A 21,976-nucleotide genomic window follows, 5' to 3' on the forward strand; every position below is an offset into this window, starting at 1 on the left:
CATGAGTTTCTCGAATTTCGTTCGCCTGCACTGGGCGGCTCTTCGCGCGCTGCTGGTACTGACCGTGATCACCGGCGTCGCCTACCCGGTCTTCATCTGGCTGGTGGCGCAGCTACCGGGGCTGCATGACAAGGCCGAGGGATCGATGCTGACCGCGAACGGCAAGCCGATCGGGAGCCGGCTGATCGGCCAGCTGTTCACCGATAAGGACGGAAACCCGTTGCCCCAATACTTTCAGAGCCGCCCGTCGGCGGCCGGCAACGGCTATGACCCGCTGGCGTCGGGCGCAAGCAACCTGGGGCCGGAGAGCGTCGTCGACAACCCCGCCGATCCGGCTCAATTGGCGTCCGGCAAGTCCGCTACGGATGCGGGCTTCAAGCCGAGCCTGTTGACCACCGTGTGTTCGCGCAGCGCGGCCGTGGGGCAGCTCGAGGGCGTGGACGGATCGCGACCGTTCTGCACCGGTGGCGGTGTGGGCGCCGTGCTGTCGGTGATCGGGCCCCGCGACGCCCGCGGCAACGTCACCCATCCGACGCGGGTGGTCAGCGTCAACGAGCCGTGCCAGACGACCCCGGCGCCCTTCGTGACGCTCTACGAGGGCGTGCGAGTCGAATGCGCGAAGTACGGCGAGGACTACGCGATCGGGCAAATCGTGCCGATCCGCGGAGCCGCACCCGCGAATCCCGCCGTGCCCGCCGACGCCGTCACCGAGAGCGGCAGCGGCCTCGACCCGAACATCTCGCCGGCCTACGCCGACCTCCAAGTCGCCCGCGTAGCCAAGGCCCGGCACGTCAGCCCCGACCAGATCCGTCAGGTGTTGGCGCAGAACCGAAGCGGCCGCACCCTCGGATTTTTCGGCGAACCGTGTGTCAACGTGTTGCAGCTCAACCTGCAACTCGATCACAAATATCCAGTCTCGAGCTAGCGCGATGGGGGGATGATGGTTGACGTGAGCGTCGTTGACCACCGTCCTAAACGCGGCGAACTGCGGATTTACCTCGGTTCGGCCCCGGGCGTGGGCAAGACGTATGCGATGCTCGGCGAAGCGCATCGCCGGCTGGAACGCGGCACCGATCTGGTGGCCGGCGTGATCGAGACCCACGGCCGGGCGAAAACCGCTGAGCTGCTTGAGGGCATCGAGTTTGTTCCGCCGCGCTACATCGAATACCGCGGCAGCACCTTCCCCGAACTCGACGTGCCGGCCGTCCTCGCGCGTCGGCCCCAAGTCGTCTTGGTCGACGAACTCGCGCACACCAACACGCCGGGCAGCAAAAACGCCAAGCGCTGGCAGGACGTGGAGGAATTGCTCGACGCGGGGATCACGGTGATATCCACCGTCAACGTCCAGCACCTGGAGAGCCTGAACGATGTCGTCGCCCAAATCACCGGCATCGAACAGAAAGAGACCATTCCGGACTCCATCGTCCGGCAGGCCTCGCAGGTCGAGCTGATCGATATCACACCGGAAGCGTTGCGCCGCAGGCTCTCCCATGGAAACGTCTACGCACCAGAGCGCATCGACGCGGCGCTGTCCAACTACTTCCGACGCGGAAACCTCACCGCGTTAAGGGAACTCGCGCTGCTATGGCTGGCCGACCAGGTCGACACGGCGCTGGCCAAATACCGCGCCGAAAACAAGATCACCGAAACGTGGGAGGCCCGCGAGCGTGTCGTGGTGGCGGTCACCGGCGGCCCCGAGTCGGAGACGCTGGTGCGCCGGGCATCCCGGATCGCGTCGAAGTCCAGCGCCGAACTGATGGTGGTGCACGTCATCCGCGGCGACGGGCTGGCCGGCCTCTCGGAGGCGCGGATGGGCAAGATCCGCGAGCTGGCGAGCAGCCTGGACGCCTCGCTGCACACCGTGGTCGGTGACGACGTGCCCACCGCGCTACTCGATTTCGCCCGCGAGATGAACGCCACGCAGCTGGTGATCGGCACCTCGCGGCGATCGCGATGGGCGCGGGTCTTCGAAGAGGGCATCGGCGCGCGGATCGTCGAGGTGTCGGGCAAGATCGACGTGCACCTGGTCACGCACGAGGAATCCAAGCGCGGCTTCCGCGCGGCATCGCTGGCGGCCGGCGAGCGGCGGGTGGCGTCGTGGCTGGCGGCCCTCATCGTGCCGTCGGTCATCTGCGCGGTGATCGTGACAGCGCTCGACAGCTATCTGGGCACCAGCGGCGACAGCGCTCTGTTCTTCGTCGGAGTGTTGCTGGTCGGGCTGCTGGGAGGCGTTGCCCCGGCGGTGGTCTCGGCGGTGCTGTCCAGCCTGCTGCTGAACTATTTCCTGACGGCACCCCGGCACACCTTCACCATCGCCGAACCCGATGCGGCCGTCACCGAACTCGTGCTGCTGCTGATCGCCGTCGCCGTCGCGGTGCTGGTCGACGGCGCGGCCAAGCGCACCCGCGAGGCCCGGCGTGCCGCGCAGGAGGCCGAGCTACTGACGCTGTTCGCGGGCTCGGTGCTGCGCGGCGCCGATCTCGAGACGCTGCTCGAGCGGGTGCGCGAGACGTACTCGCAGCGCGCGGTCAGCATGCTGCGCGAACCCGGGGAGGAGGATCACGTCGGCAGGCGGGGCGAGGTCGTCGCCTGCGTGGGCCGGGACCCCTGTGCCACCGTCGATTCCGCCGACACCGCGATCGAGGTCGGCGACGACGAGTTCTGGATGCTGTTGGCGGGCCGAAAGCTTTCGGCCCGCGACCGGCGGGTGCTGGGCGCGGTGGCCAAGCAGGCCGCGGGACTGATCCGGCAGCGCGAACTGGCCGAGGAAGCCAGCCGGGCCGAGGCGATCGTGCGGGCCGACGAGTTGCGGCGTTCCCTGCTGTCGGCGGTCAGCCACGACCTGCGTACGCCGTTGGCGGCGGCCAAGGTCGCGGTGTCCAGCCTGCGCGCCGAGGACGTCGCCTTCTCCCCCGCGGACACGGCGGAACTGCTGGCGACCATCGAGGAGTCCATCGACCAGCTGACCGCGCTGGTGGGAAACCTGCTCGATTCGTCGCGCCTGGCCGCTGGGGTGGTACACCCCGACCTGCGCCGGGTGTATCTGGAGGAAACGGTGCAACGGGCGCTGATCAGTATCGGCAAGGGGGCCACCGGTTTCTACCGCTCCGCCATCGACCGCGTGAAGGTCGATGTGGGCGACGCCGTGGTGCTGGCCGACGCCGGGCTGCTGGAACGCGTCCTGGCAAACCTGATCGACAATGCGCTGCGGTACGCGCCGAACTGTGTGGTTCGGGTCAACGCGGGGTGCGTCGGTGATCGGGTGCTGATCAACGTCATCGACGAGGGGCCCGGCATCCCGCACGGAACCGAGGAGCACATCTTCGAGGCGTTTCAGCGCCTCGGCGACCATGACAACACCACGGGGGTGGGCCTGGGCATGTCGGTGGCGCGCGGCTTCGTCGAAGCCATGGGCGGGACCATCACGGCCGGGGACACCCCGGGCGGCGGGCTCACGGTGGTGGTGGAATTGGCTGCGCCGGACATGGTTAGGCCGCGATGACACGGGTGTTGGTAATCGACGACGAGCCGCAGATCCTGCGGGCGCTGCGCATCAACCTGTCGGTGCGGGGTTACGAGGTGATCACCGCGTCCAGCGGCGCGGGCGCGCTGCGCGCCGCCGCGGAGCACAAACCCGACGTGGTGATCCTCGACCTGGGCCTGCCCGACATTTCCGGCATCGACGTGCTGGCCGGGCTGCGCGGGTGGCTCAGCGCGCCGGTGATCGTGTTGTCGGCGCGCACCGACTCGTCGGACAAGGTCGAGGCGCTCGACGCCGGGGCCGACGATTACGTCACCAAACCCTTTGGCATGGACGAATTTTTGGCGCGGCTGCGGGCGGCGATCCGCCGCAACACCGCGGCATCCGAGCTGGAGCAGCCGGTGATCGAGACGAAGGCCTTCACTGTCGATCTAGCGGCCAAGAAGGTCACCAAGAACGGCGCCGAGGTTCACCTCACCCCAACCGAATGGGGCATGCTGGAAGTGCTGGTCCGCAACCGCGGCAAGCTGGTCGGCCGCGAAGAGCTCCTCAAAGAGGTGTGGGGCCCCGCATACGCCACCGAAACACATTACCTGCGAGTCTATTTGGCGCAGCTGCGACGCAAGCTCGAGGACGATCCGTCACACCCCAAGCACTTGCTGACCGAGTCGGGCATGGGTTATCGCTTCGAGGCGTGAGTCACAGGCGCCACTTGCGTACCGGCCCGGGCGACGATGCACTTTCTGTTCACCTCATAGCGACAACTTGGCGGCCTCGCGTAACGCCTGCACACGGTGGATAATCCGGTACTCGGTCGCGTGGGGGATGTGCTCCGGCCCGTACCGGCCCCGGCGCAGTTGTCGTACCCGGCCCCGCGCGATCTCCCAGCGCAGCGCGTCCGACACGGTTTTCGATGGCCTGCCGCGGACACGAAACCCTTGGCGGCCAAGCAGGTCGACCATTTCAGAGACGGTCGCCGGCCCGTGCTGCCAAAGGTGGAGGGCCAGGACGTACCGAAGCTCGATGCCATGAAGCGGGATCATCAGGCAACCGTGGCACGGGGGTACGACAACCGAATTGTCGCTATGAGGTGGACAAAACGTGCATCATCCTCCGCGCGGGGACCAATGGGGCGGATGTGACTCAACCGGCGATCGACAGCACGATACCGTCCAGGATGTCGTGCTCACTGACCATCAGCTCGTCGATGCCGGCACGGGCGCGCAGCTCGCGCGCCAGCTCCTCGACCACGATCGCACCGCCGCCGATGACGTCGGCACGCCCCTCGTGCATCGGCGGGAGTGCCGCGCGCTCGGATCGCGGCATGGCGATCAGCCGCTCGCACACCGCCAGGAGATCCCGGACCGGAACGCGCGAAAGATGAATGGCCGCAGAATCATACGTCGTCATGTTGTGGGCCAGCGCGGACAGCGTCGTCATCGTTCCGGCCAGCCCCACCCAGGTTCGCGCCCCCTCGACGGGTACCACTCCCAACGCGACGTCGAGCCGCTCGCGCACCACCGCCCGGGCCGCCGCCACCTCGTCGGGTGTCGGCGGATCCGAGTGCAGGCAGCGTTCGGTCAGCCGCACGCAGCCGATGTCGGCCGAGTAGCTCGCCACCACGGCGTCTCCACCGAACACGATCTCGGTGGAGCCACCGCCCAAATCGACGACGACGAAAGGGCCTGAGACAGGGTCCAATTCGCCGACCGCCCCGCGGAACGACAGCGCCGCCTCCTCGGCACCGGTGATCACCTCGGCCACCGCGCCGGGCACCACGGCACCCAGCACCTCGGCCGTCATCGCAAAGAAGACGTCACGGTTGGCGACGTCGCGAGCCGCCGACGTGGCCACCATCCGCACCCGTTCGACCTGGTGCCGTTTCAAGAGCGCGGCATAATCGGCGAGCGCCTCCCGCGTCCGGGCGATCGCCTCCGGCGCGAACTCACCCGTCGCGTCGACACCCTGGCCCAGCCGCACGATTCGCGTCTCGCGATGTACATCGCACAGCCGGCCGTCGCGCATGTCGGCAATCAGTAACCGGATCGAATTTGTCCCACAGTCGATCCCGGCGAGCCTGCTCACCATTGCCCCGCCACCAGAATGCCGGCCATCGCGGGCTCGGGGGCCAGGATCGCCAGCGCCTCGTCGCCGAGGGGGTTGCACCCCGGCCCCTTGGCCAGCGAGTGCGCGATCAGGACGTGCAGGCACTTGACCCGGTCCGGCATCCCGCCCCCGGAAAACGTCGTCCCCAGCGGCTCGATCGTATCCCGTTCGGCCAAGTACGATTCGTGCGCCCGCCGATACGCGGCCGCCAATTCGGGGTCATGCCGCAACCGCTCGGACATCTCGCGCATCAACCCCGTCGTCTCCAGCCTGCTCGCGGCCGCGGTGAGCACCGGATGCGTCAGGTAGTACAACGTCGGAAACGGTGTTCCGTCAGGAAGTTTCGGCGCGGTCTTCACGACACCGGGCTCGCCGCTGGGGCAGCGGTACGCGATCTCGAGGACGCCTCGCGGCTCACGCCCGAGCTGACGCGCCACGGCCTCCAGGTCGGCATGATCAACCACCGGGCGCCGTAGGACTCGGCGGCGAAACGGGAGTGGCCGGACCCGGTTCGGGCGGTGCCACGTTGGCCGGCGGCAGGTGCGGCGCATCGGCGATGGTGTGCCACAGCGACGTGTACCAGGGATCGGTGCTGACGGGTTTTGCCGCCTGGCCTCCCGGCTCGCTGGGAGCCGCCGTCGCCGGAAGCTGAACCTGGAACGGGATGTCGCCCGGCTTCACGAAGCCCAGCCGCTCGCGGGCCTGCGCCGCAATGTAAGCCGGGTCGCCGAGCTTGGCCTTGCGCTGCTCGAGGTCGGCGATCTGGCGGCGCAGCGCGGCTTCGCTTGCCGTCAACTGGTTCATCTCGGTGCGCTGCGCGAAGTAGGTGCGTACCGGACCGGCGATGGTCAGCGTCAGCACGCAGACGACCGCCGCCAGCACCGCCGCGCGCCGCGCGGTGAAACCCAGCCGTTGCTCGGACCGCTGTTCGACCGATTCCGCGGCCTGCCGCTTGATGGGCTCGACCACATGCTCGAAAACCGTTCGGGGGCTGGCTTGCTTCGCGGTGGCGGACGGCTTGGAAGACGGCTTGGCCGTGCGGCGGCGCCGCACCGGATCACCGGCCTTCCCCGGACGCGATGCCGGGGAGCGCCGTTTCGGATCCGGCTTGGCGGGCAAGCTATTTGGCCTCCGGCGCGTAGCGCGGGAAGGCCAGATCGCCGGCGTACCGGGCGGCATCGCCCAGCGCCTCCTCGATCCGCAGCAGCTGGTTGTACTTGGCGACACGCTCGCTGCGGGCCGGAGCCCCGGTCTTGATCTGCCCGCTGCCGACGGCCACCGCGAGGTCGGCGATCGTGGTGTCCTCCGTCTCGCCGCTGCGGTGGCTCATCATCGTGCGGTACCCACTGTGGTGGGCGAGCGCGACGGCGTCGAGCGTCTCGGTCAGCGTGCCGATCTGATTCACCTTGACCAGCAACGCGTTTGCGACGCCCTTCTCGATGCCTTCTTCGAGGCGTTCGGGATTGGTGACGAAGATGTCGTCGCCCACGATCTGCACACGGTCACCGATCGACGTCGTCAGGGCCGCCCAACCGTCCCAGTCGTCCTCGGCGAGCGGGTCTTCGATGGACACCAGCGGGTAGGAGCCGAGCAGCCCGGCGTAGAACTCCGCCATCTGCTCGGCGGTGCGGGTGCTGCCCTCGAAGGCGTATCCGGTGCCGTCGGTGTAGAACTCGGTGGCCGCCGCATCCAGGGCCAGCGCCACATCGACACCCAACTTGAACCCGGCGGCCTCAATGGCGCTGCCGATCAGGTCCAGCGCCGCTGTGGTGCCGGCCACGTCGGGCGCGAAACCGCCCTCGTCCCCCAGGCCCGTGCTCAGGCCCTGCTTCTTGAGCACCGACTTGAGCGAGTGATACACCTCGGCACCCCAGCGCAGCGCCTCACTGAAGCTGGGCGCGCCGATCGGGGCCACCATGAATTCCTGGATGTCGACCGCGGTGTCGGCGTGCGCGCCGCCGTTGAGGATGTTCATCATCGGCACCGGCAGGATGTGCGCGTTGGGTCCCCCGATGTAGCGGAACAGCGGCAGCTCGGCGGAATCGGCGGCGGCCTTGGCGACCGCCAGCGACACACCCAGGATCGCGTTGCCGCCCAACCGAGACTTGTCGGGGGTGCCGTCGAGGTCGACCAGCGCCTGGTCCACCAATCGCTGGTCGTCCGCGTTGAGCCCGATCACCGCCGGGCCGATCTCGTCGAGGACGGCCTCCACGGCCTTGCGCACACCTTTGCCGCCGTACCGCTCACCGCCGTCGCGCAACTCGACGGCCTCGTGCTCGCCGGTCGATGCCCCGGACGGCACCGCCGCGCGGGCAAATGTCCCGTCGATCAGGGCGATCTCGACCTCGACCGTCGGGTTACCGCGGGAATCGAGGATTTCGCGGGCCCCGACCTGCTCGATAATCGGCACTGGGTTTCTCCTTGCGTGTTTCTAGCTGGCGCCGTCAGCGATACATCCTGCTACAACGGGTGACCCGATGCATAAGCGGTCGCCCAGTCGCGCACCGCCCGCGCGTAGACGCCCGAGTTGTTGTAGGCCCGCAGCGCGGTGATCCAGCCGCGCGGGGTCGCCAGATCTTTTCCCCGCCAACACAGGTAACCTGCCGCCGCGAGCGCCGCATCGTCGATGTTGTCCGGGCTGACGCGGCCGTCGTTGTGGGCGTCGACGCCGTACAACCGCCAAGTCTCGGGGATGAACTGCATCGGCCCCATGGCCCGCACCACCCCGTCGTCGTCGGTCACCTGCTCCTCGCTATCGACGATGCGCAGGGTGCCGCCGCTGCCGTCCAGGCGGACGCCACGGATCGGCGGGCTGACATCCCCGTTGGGCGCCAGTCGGGCGCCGCGGTAGGTGCCGTGATGGCTCTCGACCTGCCCGATGCCCGCCAAGGTGGTCCACGCGATATGGCATTTGGGGTTTTCGACCTCGGCGACCCGGGCCGCGTACGCGTACGCCTCCAGCGCGATCACGGGAATCTCGAGCGTCGCCGACCGCTGTTCGGCCCAGGCCCGAAGTTGGTCCGCGGGGCGGCCGCTGGCGTGGGTGTCCACCGGCGGCACCGGAGCCCCCGCGGGCGGCGGGACGCCCTCCGGAATGAAGAGGCTGAGCTGCCACGTGCAGCTGGAGGCCATCAGCATCGCGGTCGCGCCGATCACGGCGGCCGCGCGCATCCAACGCCTCGGCGACACCATGCTGGTTAAAGCTCCCTCAAACTGCCCTGCACCGACTTCCGCAACCATCGTCCCATGTGTTCCGGCGTAGCCCGGCCGCGTCGAGCCCCCCGGCGCACGATTTCGATTAATTATCGGTTAGCTCCAAGCAGCATTCGCGGTTACGCGTCGTCGGCGGCCGCATCGGGCACCTCGTCCGATGGCCAGTGCTCCCGCCACTCCTCCTCGGCGACCTCCCCGAGGGGCGCCACGTCGAACTCCTCCGGAACACCGACGCCGCGGCGCGCCGCGGCGATCGCCCGTTCGGCCGCCCGGACCGTGTCTACGAACTCCAGAACCGCCGAGCGCAGCGCGCCTTCCGCGTCGCCATCGGCCGACACCGAGATAGAAGTGATCTCCGCGGGAACCAGGTCGGCGGGCAGGCCTGCCTTCTCGGCACGCTGAATCACCTTCTGCGCCAACGCCAATGCCGGCTGCCCGGTATGCACGTCGTCCATCACCGATTTCCGCGGCTTTTCGGCGGCCTTGCGTTCTTCCCATTGGGCCAGCTGTTCTTCCAGCGAAATGGTCTGGCCCGCAAGCACACCCGGCACCCGATTGCCCAGCTTCCGCATCAACGTGACGGCAACATCGTCGATGGTGAAGGGAAGCTGCGGCGCATCCTCGGCGATGCGCGCGTGAAAGAGCACCTGCAGCAACACGTCGCCGAGTTCTTCGCGCAGTTGGTCGACGCTGCCGCTGCGGACGGCATCCAACAGTTCGTAGGTCTCCTCGAGCAGAAAGCGGCGCAACGAGTCGTGAGTTTGCTTGCTCTCCCATGGCCCGGCGGTGCGGAGTTTGTCCATCATCGCCACGGCGTCGACCAGTCGTTCCCCGCGCGGCGTGTCCGGCGCCGAGATCAACCGGGCCCCCGCGGCCAGCCGCGCGGTGACGGCGGGATGGTCGGGATCGGACGAAAGAAGCACCGGCGCTGGATCATCGGGGTCCCCGGCATGGACCGGACGCGCCGCCGGCAGCGACCACGGCACCGCGACGGGCATCTCCTCGGTGTACTGCACCTGCCCGCTGAGATGTTCGATCGCTTCCACGGGGACCAGCGACGGGCGGCGCGGGTCGAACAAGACGACGATCATCATCTCGCCTTCCGCTCCTCGCCGGACATCGCTGCAGGTGACGCACTCGTTATATCAATGTCCGTCTGGGGTTTTCCTTGCAGCGCCGTCACCAGATTGGCCACCATCTGCACCAGCTCGACATCGCGGATGCGTGCCGCCCCCACACCGCCGGCCCGCGGGATGGGAACCTGCACGGTCGAGGTCGTGGCGCGGTAGCTCGCCGAGGGATACATCCGCTTGAGCCGCACCTGGGCCGAGTCGGGCAGCGTCATCGGCGACAGGCGCACGGTGGCCGCCGAGGGCGCGGACACCTCGGTGATGCCGGCGGCGCGGCACAACAGCCGCAACCGCGCGACCGCCACCAGGCGCAGGGCCGGTTCGGGCAGCGCGCCGTAGCGGTCCACGAGTTCGTCGATGACGGCGTCGACGGCCGCGTCGTCGGAGGCGGCCGCCAGCCGCCGGTAGGCCTCCAGCCGCAACCGATCGCTGGCGATGTAGTCCGGCGGCAGGTGCGCGTCCACCGGGAGGTCGATCCGCACGTCCTTGGGCTCCTCGGCGGTGGTAACCGTCTGGCCGTCCGCCGCGGCCCGGTAGGCCTCCACGGCCTCGCCCACCAACCTGACGTACAGGTCGAATCCGACCCCGGCGACGTGTCCGGACTGCTCGACACCCAACACGTTGCCGGCGCCGCGGATCTCGAGGTCCTTGAGCGCGACCGCCATGCCCGCGCCCAGCTCGTTGTTCTGCGCGATGGTCGCCAGCCGGTCGTAGGCCGTCTCGGTCAGCGGCGCATTCGGCGGATACAGGAAGTAGGCGTACCCGCGCTCGCGGCTGCGGCCTACCCGGCCGCGCAGCTGGTGCAGCTGGGAGAGCCCGAAGGTGTCGGCGCGCTCGACGATCAGCGTGTTGGCGTTGGAGATGTCCAGCCCGGTCTCCACGATCGTCGTGCAGACCAGGATGTCGTACTCGCGATTCCAGAACCCCTGCACGGTGCGCTCCAACCGCTCCTCGGGCATCTGCCCGTGCGCGACGACCACACGCGCCTCGGGCACCAGCTCCCGAATCCGGGCCGCAGTCCGGTCGATCGAGCTGACCCGGTTGTGCACGTAGAAGACCTGCCCGTCGCGCAGCAGCTCACGCCGCAGCGCCGCGGCGACCTGCTTGTCGTCCTGGGGGCCGACATAGGTCAGCACCGGATAGCGCTCTTCGGGCGGCGTCAGGATGGTCGACATCTCGCGGATCCCGGCCAGGCTCATCTCCAGCGTGCGCGGGATGGGGGTGGCGCTCATGGTCAGCACATCGACGTGGGTGCGCAGCGACTTGATGTGCTCCTTGTGCTCAACGCCGAACCGCTGCTCCTCGTCGACGATGACCAACCCCAGGTCCTTCCAGCGCACCCCGGTCTGCAGCAGCCGGTGCGTGCCGATCACGACGTCCACCGAGCCGTCGGCCAGACCTTCGATCACGGCGCGGGACTCGGTGTTGTCGGTGAACCGCGACAGCCCCTTGACGGTCACGGGGAAGCCGGCCATCCGGTCGGTGAACGTCTGCAGGTGCTGGTCGGCAAGCAGCGTGGTGGGCACCAGCACGGCTACCTGCTTGCCGTCCTGGACCGCCTTGAACGCCGCGCGCACCGCGATCTCGGTTTTGCCGTAGCCGACGTCGCCGCAGATCACCCGGTCCATCGGGATCGGCTTTTCCATGTCGGCCTTGACCTCGGTGATGGCGGTGAGCTGGTCGACCGTCTCGGTGAAGCCGAACGCGTCCTCCATCTCGGCCTGCCACGGCGTGTCGGGTGAGAACGCGTGGCCGGGGCTGGCCTGCCGCTTGGCGTAGAGCGCGACGAGCTCGCCGGCGATCTCGCGCACCGCGCGGCGGGCCTTGGTCTTGGTGTTGGCCCAGTCGCTGCCACCCAGCTTGGAAAGCGCCGGCGCCTGCCCGCCGACGTAGCGGGAGAGCTGGTCCAGCGAGTCCATCGGGACATAGAGCTTGTCGGACCCGCCGCCGCGCTTGCTGGACGCGTACTCCAGCACCAGGTACTCGCGCCGGGCGCCGCCGACCGTCCGCTCGGTCATCTCGACGAACCGCCCGATGCCGTGCTGGTCGTGCACCACCAGGTCACCGGCCGTCAGCGCCAGCGGGTCGACGGTGTTGCGCCGCTTTGCCGCCAGCCGCTTGCCCTCGACGGCGGTGGCCCGGCTGCCGGTCAGGTCGGTCTCGGTGATGACGACCAGGTTGGCGCCGGGGATGACGACCCCGTCGTGCAGCGGGCCCTTGAGCACGCTGACGATCCCGGGCTTGAGCGTCGTGTCGGCCGCGTCCCGTTCCAGCATGGCGGCGGGCGTGTCGGAGTCGGCGAGCCGCTCGACGACCCGGTGGGCGGTCCCGGCGCCGGGGGCCACGACGGCGGCGTAGCCGCCGGTCGAGACGTGCGCGCGCAGCATCGCGAAGATGCCGTCGATGTCCTGCTGGTGCCCGCGAGCCGACGGCGCCGCCCGGATGTCCAGCTCCACCGCCGACTCGTCGGACAACTGGCTCAGCGTCCACCATGGGTGACCGGACTTCGCCGCCGCGGCATGCACGTCGTCCAGCTCGGCGAACCCCGATCCCCCGAATTGCGCCACGTCGACGGGTGCGTCAGTGCCCAGCGCCGCCACTGACCAGGACGCCTCGAGGAATTCGCTGCCCGTCTTGATCAGGTCGGCGGCGCGGGTGCGCACCTTCTCGGGGTCGCACACGAGCACCGGCGTGCCCTCGGCCAGTTGGTCGGTCAGCAGCACATGGTCGCCGGGCCGCAGCACCGGCAGCAGAGCCTCCATGCCGTCGACCGCGATGCCCTCGGCCAGCTTGGCCAGCATGTCGGTGACACTGCCGGTGATGGCGGGTTCGGTCCCGGAGTGCCGGGCGGCGAGCGCGGCGGCCCGTTCCCGCACCTCGTCGGTCAGCAGCAGCTCGCGGCAGGCCACCGCGATTACGGTTTCGACGTCGATTTCGGGTATCGAGCGCTGGTCGGCGACGGCGAACATCCGCATCTCGCTGACCTCGTCACCCCAGAATTCGATGCGCACCGGGTGTTCGGCGGTCGGCGGGAAGACGTCGAGGATCCCGCCGCGCACCGCGAACTCGCCGCGCCGGCCCACCATGTCGACCCGCGTGTAGGCCAGCTCCACCAGCCGGGCGACCACGTCCTCGAACGCGATCTCCTCGCCGACTTTGAACGTGACCGGCTCGACGCGGCCCAGCTCCGGCGTCATCGGTTGCATCAGCGAGCGCACCGCGGTCACCACGACCCGTAGCGGCGGCCCCAGCCGCGCATCGTCGGGATGCGCCAGCCTGCGCAACACCGTCAACCGGGCGCCGACCGTGTCGACGCCCGGCGACAATCGCTCGTGCGGCAGCGTCTCCCACGACGGAAAAGCCGCGACGGCATCGCCGAAGACGCCGCGTAATTCGGCGGTCAGGTCGTCGGCTTCGCGCCCCGTCGCGGTGACCACGAGCAAAGGCCCCAACCGCGCCAGCGCGCTGGCCACGAAAAGCCGTGCGCTGGCTGGACCCACCAGGCGAAGGTCGGCCGGTCGCTCGGCCGCGCTTTCAATCAGTTGCTGGAAGGTCGGCGCGGTGAGCGCCAATTCAACGAGCCCCGCGATCGGGGGTTCTGGGCGAGCAGGCCCCGGTGCGGTCATGATGAATCCATTCTAGGGGCGCCAGGATTCGTCAATATTGAGCCCGGCGCCGTCAAGGGTTCGTAAGGAAGACGGCCCTCGGCCCCGCGCGGGCGCACGTTGGATTCATGACATTGCTGGACATCTTGCCGTCGCTTGGTCACGCGGCCCCGCCGCGGTTCGATCCCGCGATCTGGCCCGTCACCGCGCACCCCGACGAGCAGGGAAGGCTGTGCGTCGGCGGTTTGCCCCTGGCGGAGATCGCCGACGAGTTCGGAACACCGGCCTACGTCATCGACGAGACCGACTTCCGGCGCCGCGCCCGCCGCTACCGCAAGTCGCTGCGCGGCGTCCAGGTCGTCTACGCCGGGAAATCGCTGCTGACCACCGCCGTGGCCCGCTGGGCCCGCGACGAGGGCCTCGGCATCGACGTCTGTTCGGCCGGTGAGCTGGCCGTCGCCCTGGCCGGTGGGCTGGACCCGGCCCGGATCATCATGCACGGCAACGCCAAGTCCCCCGACGAGTTACGCGAGGCGGTGCGCGCCGGGGTCGGGCGGATCGTGCTGGATTCCTGCATGGACATCGCCTACCTGGCCGGCCTGGCGCGCAGGCGCCAGCCGGTCCTCATCCGGGTGACCCCGGACATCGACATTCACGGACACCGCGCGGTGACGACCGGTGTCAGCGACCAGAAGTTCGGCTTCACCCTCGCCGATGACCACACCGCCGAGGCCGTCAAGCGAGTGCTGGCGCACCCGATTCTCGACCTTGTCGGCCTGCACTGCCACATCGGTTCGCAGGTCACCGACCCGGCGCTCTACGGCGAAGCGATTCACCGGCTGATCGCGGCGATGGCCGACATCCGGGCCCGGCATGGCGTCATCCTGACCGAACTCAACCTCGGCGGGGGGCACGCCATCCCCTACGTTCCCGGCGACCGCGAACTCGATCTCGACGCGCTGGCCCGCGTCATCGAGGACGCGCTCGACGAGGCCTGCGCCGCCGAGCACTTTCCCCGCCCGAGCGTGGTGGTAGAGCCCGGCCGGGCCATCAGCGGCCGCGCCGGCGTCACCCTGTACCGGGTGTGCTCGGTCAAGACGCAGGCGAGCGGCCGCACCTTCGTGGCCGTCGACGGCGGCATGAGCGACAACCCCCGGGTGTCGCTGTACGGCGCCCGCTACACCGTTGCGCTGGCGAACCGGCAACCGCTGGGCCTCAAGCAGCTCGTCACCATTGCCGGCCGGCACTGCGAAGCGGGCGACGAAATCGCCCGCGACATCGAGCTACCGGCCGACGTGCGCCCCGGGGACCTGCTGGCCGTGGCCTGCACCGGCGCCTATCACCACAGCATGGCGTCGAACTACAACATGGTCGGCCGCCCGGCCGTCGTCGGCGTCAGGGACGGTCGCGCCCGCGAGCTGGTCCGCCGCGAGACGGTTGCTGACCTGCTCGCCCGCGACCGCGGTTAGTGGCGAGTGCGAGCGCCGCGAAGCGGGGCGCTGCAGCTCGCCACCATCGGGATCAGTGCGAGTGCGAGCGCCGCGAAGCGGGGCGCTGCAGCTCGCCACCATCGGGATCAGCTGTCTTGCAGCCGGGGGTCGGCCTCCAGATGGGTCAGCCCGTTCCACATCAGGTTGACCAGGTGCGCGGCGACCACTTCCTTCTTGGGCTCCCGGATGTCGAGCCACCACTGCGCCGTCATCGACACCGAGCCCACCAGCGCCTGCGCGTACAGCGGCGCCAGGTCCGGATCCAGGCCGCGGCGGGCGAAGTCGCCGGCCAGGATGGAGCTGACCTGGTTTACGGCGTCGTTGAGCAGGCTGGAGTAGGTGCCCGAGCTGATCGCGGCGGGCGAGTCGCGGAGCATGATGCGGAAGCCGTCGGTGCGCTCCTCGACATACGTGAGCAACGCCAGCGCGACGCGCTCGACCCGGACCCGGGACCGGTTGTTGGTCAGCGACGAGGTGATCCCGTCCAGCAGCGCCGACATCTCACGGTCGACGACCACCGCGTAGAGCCCCTCCTTGCCGCCGAAGTGTTCGTAGACGACCGGCTTGGACACGTTGGCGCGCAACGCGATCTCCTCAATCGAGGTGCCCTCGTAGCCGCGTTCGGCGAACAGCGAGCGCGCGATGCCGATGAGTTGTTGTCGGCGTTCGGTACCGGTCATCCGGGCACGCGGGGCGCGTGCCTCCTTATCCGGCTCCTTGTCGAGAACAGCCACGTCAATCAGCGTATAGCTTCGGCGGGGCCAAACCGCCCGTCTTTCCCTCGGCGCCGCGATCGGCCCGCGGACCGTCTAAAGTCTCTTGATGGCGCGGGCCCCTGGGGCTTGCAATCCGTCGTGGTGTAATCGGCAGCACCTCTGATTTTGGTTCAGATAGTTCAGGTTCGAGTCCTGGCGACGGAGCTTGGCTCGTCGAGTGTGGGGCCTGTGCACGAATCGGCGGCATTTCCCTACTTAGCGCCCACAGTCGGCGAGCGAGTCTTTGCGTCGACACCAGGTGTAATGACACCCTTGACGGCGTGTCGTCGTGCCAACACGGATGACGGGGTTGAGGAGAGTTGATGGCGTCTCGTGGTGATACCGCGGTCGTGGTGCTCGCGGCCGGGCCCGGCACCCGGATGCGGTCGGATACCCCGAAGGTGCTGCACACGATCGCCGGGCGCCCCATGTTGTCCCACCTTTTGCACGCGATCACCAAGGTCGCCCCCCAGCACCTGGTCGTGGTCCTCGGACACGACCACCAGCGGATCGCGCCGCTGGTCGCCGAGTGGGCCGACGGCCTGGGGCGCGCGGTCGAGGTGGCCCTGCAGGACCGCCCGCTGGGCACCGGCCACGCCGTCGGGTGCGGCCTGTCCGCGCTGCCCGAGGACTACGCCGGCGTCGTCGTGGTCACCTCCGGGGACACGCCGCTGCTCGACTCCGACACGCTGGCCGACCTGATCGCGACGCACAACGCCGGATCGGCGGCCGCGACCGTGCTCACTACGACGCTCGACGACCCCACCGGCTACGGCCGCATCCTGCGCACCCAGGACAACGAGGTCACCGCGATCGTTGAACACGCCGACGCGACGCCCTTCCAGCGCGAGATCCGGGAGGTCAACGCCGGCGTCTACGCCTTCGACGTTCCCGCGTTGCGCTCGGCGCTGAGCCGGCTGAGCTCGAACAACGCCCAGCAGGAGCTGTACCTGACCGACGTCATCTCCATCCTGCGCGGCGACGGGCGGGCCATCCACGCCCAGCACGTCGGCGACAGCGCACTGGTGGCGGGCGTGAACAACCGCGTGCAGCTGGCGCAATTGGCCGCCGAACTCAACCGCCGGATCGTCGCCGCCCACCAGATGGCCGGGGTGACGGTGGTCGACCCGGCGACCACCTGGATCGACGTCGACGTCGCGATCGGTCGCGACACCGTCATCCACCCCGGCACCCAGCTCCTTGGCCGCACCCAACTGGGCGGCCACTGCATCGTCGGCCCGGACACCACACTCACCGACGTCACCGTCGGTGACGGCGCGTCGGTGGTACGGACCCATGGCACGTCGTCGTCCATCGGTGCCGGCGCCACGGTCGGGCCCTTCGCCTACCTGCGGCCCGGCACGGTGCTCGGCGACGACGGCAAACTCGGCGCGTTCGTCGAGACCAAGAACTCCACGATCGGCACCGGCACCAAGGTTCCGCACCTGACCTACGTCGGAGACGCCGACATCGGCGAACACAGCAACATCGGAGCGTCCAGCGTCTTCGTCAACTACGACGGCACGTCCAAGGCCCGCACCACCATCGGCTCGCACGTGCGCACCGGATCGGACACCATGTTCGTCGCCCCGGTGACGGTCGGCGACGGGGCGTACACCGGCGCGGGGACCGTGATTCGCGACGACGTTCCGCCCGGCGCGCTCGCGGTGTCCGCCGGCCCGCAACGCAACATCGAGGGCTGGGTGCAGCGCAAACGGCCCGGCAGCGCGGCGGCGGAAGCGGCCGAAAAGGCGGCGAAGACCGACCCCGAGACGCCCGGGCCCGAATAGACATCGTGATTTTGCTATCTGGTAACCCGGCCACATTTCCGTACCATTCGCTACGTACGATTGGCCATCCACTTTTGATCCGAACGGCGAGGGCAGTGCGTTGAGCCACGACTGGACCGACAACCGCAAAAACCTGATGCTCTTCTCCGGCCGTGCGCACCCGGAGTTGGCCGAGCAGGTCGCAAAGGAACTCGACGTCCACGTCACCGCTCAGACGGCGCGGGAGTTCGCCAACGGTGAGATCTTCGTCCGGTTCCATGAGTCGGTCCGCGGGTGCGACGCATTCGTCCTGCAGTCAGCCCCGGCGCCGGTGAACGACTGGCTGATGGAACAGCTGATCATGATCGACGCACTCAAGCGGGGCAGCGCCAAGCGGATCACCGCCGTCATGCCGTTCTACCCCTACGCGCGGCAGGACAAGAAGCATCGCGGCCGCGAGCCGATCTCGGCGCGCCTGGTCGCCGACCTGCTCAAGACCGCGGGCGCCGACCGGATCGTGACGGTCGACCTGCACACCGACCAGATCCAGGGGTTCTTCGACGGGCCGGTCGATCACATGCGCGCTCAGAACCTGCTGACGGGCTACATCGGCGACAACTATCCGGACGGAAACATGGTCGTGGTCTCCCCCGATTCGGGTCGGGTGCGGATCGCCGAGAAGTGGGCCGACGCATTGGGTGGCGTTCCCCTCGCTTTCATTCACAAGACCCGCGACCCGCGGGTGCCCAACCAGGTGGTGTCCAACCGTGTCGTCGGCGAGGTGCAGGGCAGAACCTGCGTGCTGATCGACGACATGATCGACACCGGCGGCACCATCGCCGGCGCGGTCAAGTTGCTGCGTGACGAGGGCGCCGGCGACGTGATCATCGCGGCCACGCACGGCGTGCTGTCCGACCCGGCCGCCGAGCGGTTGGTGGCTTCCGGCGCCCGCGAGGTGATCGTCACCAACACGCTGCCGATCGGCGAGGAGAAGCGTTTCCCCCAGCTCACGGTCTTGTCAATCGCACCACTGTTGGCCAGCACCATTCGCGCCGTCTTCGAAAACGGCTCCGTCACGGGGCTGTTCGACGGAGACGCCTAGATGGCCGGTACCGTCATCTACCACAACCCCCGGTGCAGCACGTCCCGAAAGACGCTGGACCTGTTGCGCGACAACGGCATTGAGCCAAAAATAGTCGAGTACCTGAAGAACCCGCCGTCGCGCGGCGAACTGGTGAAGATGATCGACGATGCCGGGATCGAGGTGCGAAGCGCGGTGCGCAAGCGTGAATCGCTTTACGCCGAATTGAATCTCGCCGATGCGACCGACGACCAGTTGCTCGACGCCATGGTCGAACACCCGATCCTGATCGAGCGGCCGTTCGTCGTCACACCGAAGGGCACCCGGCTGGCCCGGCCGGTCGACGCGGTGCGCGAAATTCTGTGAGACGTGGGTACGCGGGCGCGGCCATTGCGCTGACACTGTCCGCGGTTGCGTGTGGCCCGAAAACGCCTGACTATCAATCGATCTGGTCGACGACTCCGACCACGACGACTACTACCACGCGGGTCGAAAAGCCGGTGCCCCTGTCGCAATACCTGCAGAACATCGGCGTCACCGGCCAGCAGGTGGCGCCGGGCAACCTGCCCGACCTGACGGTGTCGATCCCCACACCCCCGGGCTGGTCGGTGGCGAGCAATCCGCACATCGCGCCGGAGACGCTGATGATCTCCAAGGGCAACAAGTATCCGACCGCCAGGCTTGTGGTGTTCAAGCTGAACGGCGATTTCGATCCGGCGCAGGTGATCCAGCACGGCAACGACGACGCCCAGCTGTTCGAAAACTTCAAGCAGCTCGACGCCTCGACGACGCCCTACAACGGTTTTCCCTCGTCGATGATCCAGGGCAGCTACGACCTGGATGGCACACGGTTACACAGCTTCAACCGGATCGTCATCGCCACCGGGTCGCCGCCCGCCAAGCAGCGATACCTGGTTCAGCTCACCATCACCGGGCTGGCCAACGAGGCGGTGGCGCAGTCCACCGACATCGAGGCGATCATGCGAGGGTTCGTCGTCGCCGCGAAGTAGCGGCGGTTCACTAGGCTCGTCAACCATGACGAACTGGACCGCCGCAGACCTGCCCTCCTTCGCCGGGCGCACCGTCATCGTCACGGGCGCCAACAGCGGACTGGGCGCGGTCACGGCCCGCGAGCTGGCGCGCCGGGGCGCCACGCTCGTCATGGCGGTCCGCGACGTTCGCAAGGGCGAGCAGGCCGCGCTGCAGATCAGGGGCACCCAGACCGGTCCGGTCGAGGTGCGCCCACTCGACCTGCAGAACCTGGCGTCGGTGCGCGAATTCGCCGACGGCGTCGACAAGATCGACGTGCTGATCAACAACGCGGGCATCATGGCCGCCCCCTATGCCCAGACCATCGACGGCTTCGAGAGCCAGATCGGCACCAACCACCTCGGGCATTTCGCGCTCACCAACCTGTTGCTGCCCAAGCTCACCGATCGGGTCGTCACGGTGTCGTCGATGGCGCACTGGGCGGGCCGGATCAGCCTCGACGACCTGAATTGGACGAAGCGGCGATACTCGCCCTGGCTGGCCTACAGTCAATCCAAGCTCGCGAACCTGCTGTTCACCAGCGAACTGCAGCGGCGGCTGGCTTCGGCCGGTTCGACGCTGCGCGCGCTGGCCGCCCACCCCGGCTATTCGCACACCAACCTGCAGGGGGCCTCGGGCCGCAGGCTGGGCGACACCATGATGTCGGCGGTCACCCGGGTGGTGGCCACCGACGCCGACTTCGGCGCCCGGCAGACGCTGTACGCGGCATCGCAGGACCTGCCCGGCGACACGTTCGTCGGGCCGCGGTTCGGGCAGCTGGGCCGCACCCAACCGGTGGCGCGCAGCCGGCGGGCGCAGGACCCCGCGATGGCCCGGGCGCTCTGGGAGCTGTCCGCGCAGCTCACCGGCACCGAATTTCCGCTCTGAGGCGCGCATGCGTTAACCTGACCGGGCGTCACGGCGAGGGTGGCTGGTCAGCCAGCACCGTTATCGACGGAGACCGACGAACTGTCGCGACCCTGGCCGTGCCCTCACACTGAAGAGCACACAGGAGCGACACTATGGCCAAATCCGCAGGCAACCAGCTCACCGCCACGGTACGAACCGAGACCGGGAAGGGCGCGTCGCGCCGGGCCCGCCGCGAAGGCAAAATCCCCGCCGTGCTCTACGGCCACGGCACCGACCCGCAGCACCTGGAGCTGCCCGGCCACGACTTCGCGGCCGTGCTGCGCCACGCGGGCACCAACGCCGTGCTGAGCCTGGACATCGACGGCAAGGAACAGCTGGCGCTGACCAAGGCGCTCGACATCCACCCGATCCGCCGCACCATCCAGCACGCCGACCTGCTGGTCGTTCGCCGCGGCGAAAAGGTCGTCGTGGAGGTCACCGTCCTCATCGAGGGCGACGCCGTACCGGGCACCCTGGTCACCCAGGACACCAACACCATCGAAATCGAGGCCGAGGCCCTTTCGATTCCCGAGCACGTCACCGTGTCGGTGGAGGACGCCGAACCGGGCACGCAATTCACCGCCGGACAGATCGCCCTGCCGCCGGGCGTCAACCTGATCTCCGACCCGGAGATGCTGGTGGTCAACGTGGTGGTCGCGCCGACCGCCGAGGACCTCGAGGAAGAGGGCGCGGGCGAGGTCACCGAGGGCGGAGCAGCCCCCGTCGAAGAAGTCCCCGGCGCGGCCGAGGCTCCCGCGGACGAGTCCGAGTAGGCGGGTCGCAAGGTGGCCGAGCCGTTGCTGGTGGTCGGCCTGGGCAACCCCGGAGACAACTACGCCCGCACCCGGCACAACGTCGGCTTCATGGTCGCCGACCTACTCGCCGGCCGAGTGGGCTCAATGTTCAAGGTGCACAAGCGTTCCGGCGCCGAGGTGGTCACCGGCCGGTTGGCCGGGCACTCGGTCCTGATCGCCAAGCCGCGCTGCTACATGAACGAGTCCGGCCGCCAGGTCGGCCCGCTGGCGAAGTTCTATTCGGTGACGCCGGCCGACATCATCGTCGTGCACGACGACCTCGACTTGGACTTCGGCCGCATCCGGCTGAAGATCGGCGGCGGCGAGGGCGGCCACAACGGGCTGCGCTCGGTCGCGGCCGCGCTGGGCACCAAGGAGTTTCAGCGCGTCCGCATCGGGATCGGCCGACCGCCGGGACGCAAAGACCCGGCGGCCTTCGTGTTGGAGAACTTCTCCGCCGCCGAGCGCGGCGAGGTGCCCACCATTTGCGAGCAGGCCGCGGACGCCACCGAGTTGCTCGTCGAACTCGGGCTGGAGCCGGCGCAGAACCGCGTCCACGCCTGGTAGGTGCCCAGGCCGGCGAATGTGGACCTCAGCAACGGATTTTGGCGCGC

The 21,976-nt window shown here is 68.7% G+C and carries 20 protein-coding genes and 1 tRNA gene; 12 read left to right on the plus strand and 9 right to left on the minus strand.

Annotated features, from left to right (window positions below; translation table 11 throughout):
• Position 1 precedes the first annotated feature (1 nt).
• Genes A5695_RS20085 through A5695_RS20095 form a run of 3 tightly spaced genes read left to right on the plus strand, consistent with a single transcriptional unit; the run spans position 2 to position 4,179 of the window.
• Entirely contained in the window at positions 2-925 is a 924-nt protein-coding gene (locus A5695_RS20085) for a potassium-transporting ATPase subunit C (RefSeq protein WP_068086104.1), read from the plus strand.
• A gap of 12 nt (positions 926-937) precedes the next feature.
• A complete protein-coding gene (locus A5695_RS20090; protein ID WP_068086106.1) occupies positions 938-3,502 on the plus strand; it encodes a sensor histidine kinase KdpD in 2,565 nt (854 codons plus the stop codon).
• The gene (locus A5695_RS20095; protein ID WP_068086109.1) at positions 3,499-4,179 is read left to right on the plus strand and encodes a response regulator; all 681 of its coding nucleotides are present in this window, start codon (positions 3,499-3,501) and stop codon (positions 4,177-4,179) included. The genes A5695_RS20090 and A5695_RS20095 overlap by 4 nt, the downstream gene beginning before the upstream one ends.
• A gap of 54 nt (positions 4,180-4,233) precedes the next feature.
• Here the strand turns inward: A5695_RS20095 and A5695_RS20100 are convergent, their stop codons facing one another.
• The 8 genes from A5695_RS20100 to mfd all read right to left on the minus strand — a co-directional run bounded on the left by A5695_RS20100 (position 4,234) and on the right by mfd (position 13,556).
• Entirely contained in the window at positions 4,234-4,524 is a 291-nt protein-coding gene (locus A5695_RS20100) for a hypothetical protein (protein WP_068086111.1), read from the minus strand.
• Between the two features lie 100 nt (positions 4,525-4,624).
• Complete coding sequence (locus tag A5695_RS20105; protein ID WP_068086113.1) at positions 4,625-5,569, minus strand: Ppx/GppA phosphatase family protein; 945 nt, start codon at positions 5,567-5,569, stop codon at positions 4,625-4,627.
• Positions 5,563-6,051: a DUF501 domain-containing protein gene (locus A5695_RS20110; RefSeq protein ID WP_068086114.1), complete on the minus strand. Its 489-nt coding sequence runs from the start codon at positions 6,049-6,051 to the stop codon at positions 5,563-5,565. Before A5695_RS20110 ends, A5695_RS20105 begins: the two co-directional genes overlap by 7 nt.
• Entirely contained in the window at positions 6,044-6,706 is a 663-nt protein-coding gene (locus A5695_RS20115) for a septum formation initiator family protein (RefSeq protein ID WP_068086115.1), read from the minus strand. Before A5695_RS20115 ends, A5695_RS20110 begins: the two co-directional genes overlap by 8 nt.
• Position 6,707: 1 nt before the next feature.
• A complete protein-coding gene (gene eno / locus A5695_RS20120; protein WP_068086119.1) occupies positions 6,708-7,997 on the minus strand; it encodes a phosphopyruvate hydratase in 1,290 nt (429 codons plus the stop codon).
• Between the two features lie 50 nt (positions 7,998-8,047).
• Positions 8,048-8,776 carry a lytic transglycosylase domain-containing protein gene (locus A5695_RS20125; protein ID WP_156749767.1) on the minus strand — a complete coding sequence of 243 codons (729 nt, stop codon included), beginning with the start codon at positions 8,774-8,776 and terminating at the stop codon, positions 8,048-8,050.
• A 143-nt stretch (positions 8,777-8,919) separates the two neighbouring features.
• Positions 8,920-9,891, minus strand: a complete 972-nt coding sequence (locus A5695_RS20130; protein ID WP_068086244.1) for a nucleoside triphosphate pyrophosphohydrolase — start codon at positions 9,889-9,891, stop codon at positions 8,920-8,922.
• Complete coding sequence (mfd, locus tag A5695_RS20135) at positions 9,891-13,556, minus strand: transcription-repair coupling factor (protein ID WP_068086124.1); 3,666 nt, start codon at positions 13,554-13,556, stop codon at positions 9,891-9,893. Before mfd ends, A5695_RS20130 begins: the two co-directional genes overlap by 1 nt.
• A gap of 107 nt (positions 13,557-13,663) precedes the next feature.
• On the opposite strand from mfd, the gene lysA reads away from it, so the two are divergent.
• Positions 13,664-15,004 carry a diaminopimelate decarboxylase gene (lysA, locus tag A5695_RS20140; protein WP_068086126.1) on the plus strand — a complete coding sequence of 447 codons (1,341 nt, stop codon included), beginning with the start codon at positions 13,664-13,666 and terminating at the stop codon, positions 15,002-15,004.
• A gap of 107 nt (positions 15,005-15,111) precedes the next feature.
• Here the strand turns inward: lysA and A5695_RS20145 are convergent, their stop codons facing one another.
• Positions 15,112-15,705: a TetR/AcrR family transcriptional regulator gene (locus A5695_RS20145; RefSeq protein ID WP_156749768.1), complete on the minus strand. Its 594-nt coding sequence runs from the start codon at positions 15,703-15,705 to the stop codon at positions 15,112-15,114.
• Between the two features lie 168 nt (positions 15,706-15,873).
• Here A5695_RS20145 and A5695_RS20150 point away from each other — a divergent pair.
• The 8 genes from A5695_RS20150 to pth all read left to right on the plus strand — a co-directional run bounded on the left by A5695_RS20150 (position 15,874) and on the right by pth (position 21,929).
• A tRNA-Gln gene (locus A5695_RS20150) sits at positions 15,874-15,945 on the plus strand.
• A gap of 158 nt (positions 15,946-16,103) precedes the next feature.
• Positions 16,104-17,570 (plus strand): bifunctional UDP-N-acetylglucosamine diphosphorylase/glucosamine-1-phosphate N-acetyltransferase GlmU, encoded by a 1,467-nt coding sequence (glmU, locus tag A5695_RS20155; protein WP_068086131.1) that lies wholly within the window; start codon positions 16,104-16,106, stop codon positions 17,568-17,570.
• A 100-nt stretch (positions 17,571-17,670) separates the two neighbouring features.
• Positions 17,671-18,651, plus strand: a complete 981-nt coding sequence (locus tag A5695_RS20160; protein WP_068086134.1) for a ribose-phosphate diphosphokinase — start codon at positions 17,671-17,673, stop codon at positions 18,649-18,651.
• Entirely contained in the window at positions 18,652-18,996 is a 345-nt protein-coding gene (gene arsC / locus A5695_RS20165) for an arsenate reductase (glutaredoxin) (RefSeq protein WP_068086136.1), read from the plus strand.
• Positions 18,993-19,640, plus strand: coding sequence for an LpqN/LpqT family lipoprotein (locus A5695_RS20170; RefSeq protein WP_068086139.1), 648 nt, complete (start codon positions 18,993-18,995; stop codon positions 19,638-19,640). Before arsC ends, A5695_RS20170 begins: the two co-directional genes overlap by 4 nt.
• Positions 19,641-19,665: 25 nt before the next feature.
• Complete coding sequence (locus A5695_RS20175; protein ID WP_068086142.1) at positions 19,666-20,547, plus strand: oxidoreductase; 882 nt, start codon at positions 19,666-19,668, stop codon at positions 20,545-20,547.
• A 134-nt stretch (positions 20,548-20,681) separates the two neighbouring features.
• The gene (locus tag A5695_RS20180; RefSeq protein WP_068086145.1) at positions 20,682-21,341 is read left to right on the plus strand and encodes a 50S ribosomal protein L25/general stress protein Ctc; all 660 of its coding nucleotides are present in this window, start codon (positions 20,682-20,684) and stop codon (positions 21,339-21,341) included.
• A gap of 12 nt (positions 21,342-21,353) precedes the next feature.
• On the plus strand, positions 21,354-21,929 hold the full coding sequence (pth, locus tag A5695_RS20185) for an aminoacyl-tRNA hydrolase (protein ID WP_068086147.1): 576 nt from the start codon (positions 21,354-21,356) through the stop codon (positions 21,927-21,929).
• Positions 21,930-21,976 lie beyond the last annotated feature (47 nt).

The organism is Mycobacterium sp. E1747, from assembly GCF_001667775.1.
Taxonomy (GTDB): Bacteria; Actinomycetota; Actinomycetes; order Mycobacteriales; family Mycobacteriaceae; genus Mycobacterium.

What these genes read in the sequence shown, in the direction of transcription:
- A5695_RS20175 (WP_068086142.1), top strand. Translation starts at nt 19,666, where the DNA reads ATGACGAACTGGACCGCCGCAGACCTGCCCTCCTTCGCCGGGCGCACC.
- lysA (WP_068086126.1), top strand. Translation starts at nt 13,664, where the DNA reads ATGACATTGCTGGACATCTTGCCGTCGCTTGGTCACGCGGCCCCGCCG.
- A5695_RS20090 (WP_068086106.1), top strand. Translation starts at nt 938, where the DNA reads ATGATGGTTGACGTGAGCGTCGTTGACCACCGTCCTAAACGCGGCGAA.
- A5695_RS20095 (WP_068086109.1), top strand. Translation starts at nt 3,499, where the DNA reads ATGACACGGGTGTTGGTAATCGACGACGAGCCGCAGATCCTGCGGGCG.
- A5695_RS20100 (WP_068086111.1), bottom strand. Translation starts at nt 4,524, where the DNA reads ATGATCCCGCTTCATGGCATCGAGCTTCGGTACGTCCTGGCCCTCCAC.
- A5695_RS20145 (WP_156749768.1), bottom strand. Translation starts at nt 15,705, where the DNA reads ATGACCGGTACCGAACGCCGACAACAACTCATCGGCATCGCGCGCTCG.
- glmU (WP_068086131.1), top strand. Translation starts at nt 16,104, where the DNA reads ATGGCGTCTCGTGGTGATACCGCGGTCGTGGTGCTCGCGGCCGGGCCC.
- mfd (WP_068086124.1), bottom strand. Translation starts at nt 13,556, where the DNA reads ATGACCGCACCGGGGCCTGCTCGCCCAGAACCCCCGATCGCGGGGCTC.
- arsC (WP_068086136.1), top strand. Translation starts at nt 18,652, where the DNA reads ATGGCCGGTACCGTCATCTACCACAACCCCCGGTGCAGCACGTCCCGA.
- A5695_RS20180 (WP_068086145.1), top strand. Translation starts at nt 20,682, where the DNA reads ATGGCCAAATCCGCAGGCAACCAGCTCACCGCCACGGTACGAACCGAG.
- A5695_RS20105 (WP_068086113.1), bottom strand. Translation starts at nt 5,569, where the DNA reads ATGGTGAGCAGGCTCGCCGGGATCGACTGTGGGACAAATTCGATCCGG.
- A5695_RS20085 (WP_068086104.1), top strand. Translation starts at nt 2, where the DNA reads ATGAGTTTCTCGAATTTCGTTCGCCTGCACTGGGCGGCTCTTCGCGCG.
- A5695_RS20130 (WP_068086244.1), bottom strand. Translation starts at nt 9,891, where the DNA reads ATGATCGTCGTCTTGTTCGACCCGCGCCGCCCGTCGCTGGTCCCCGTG.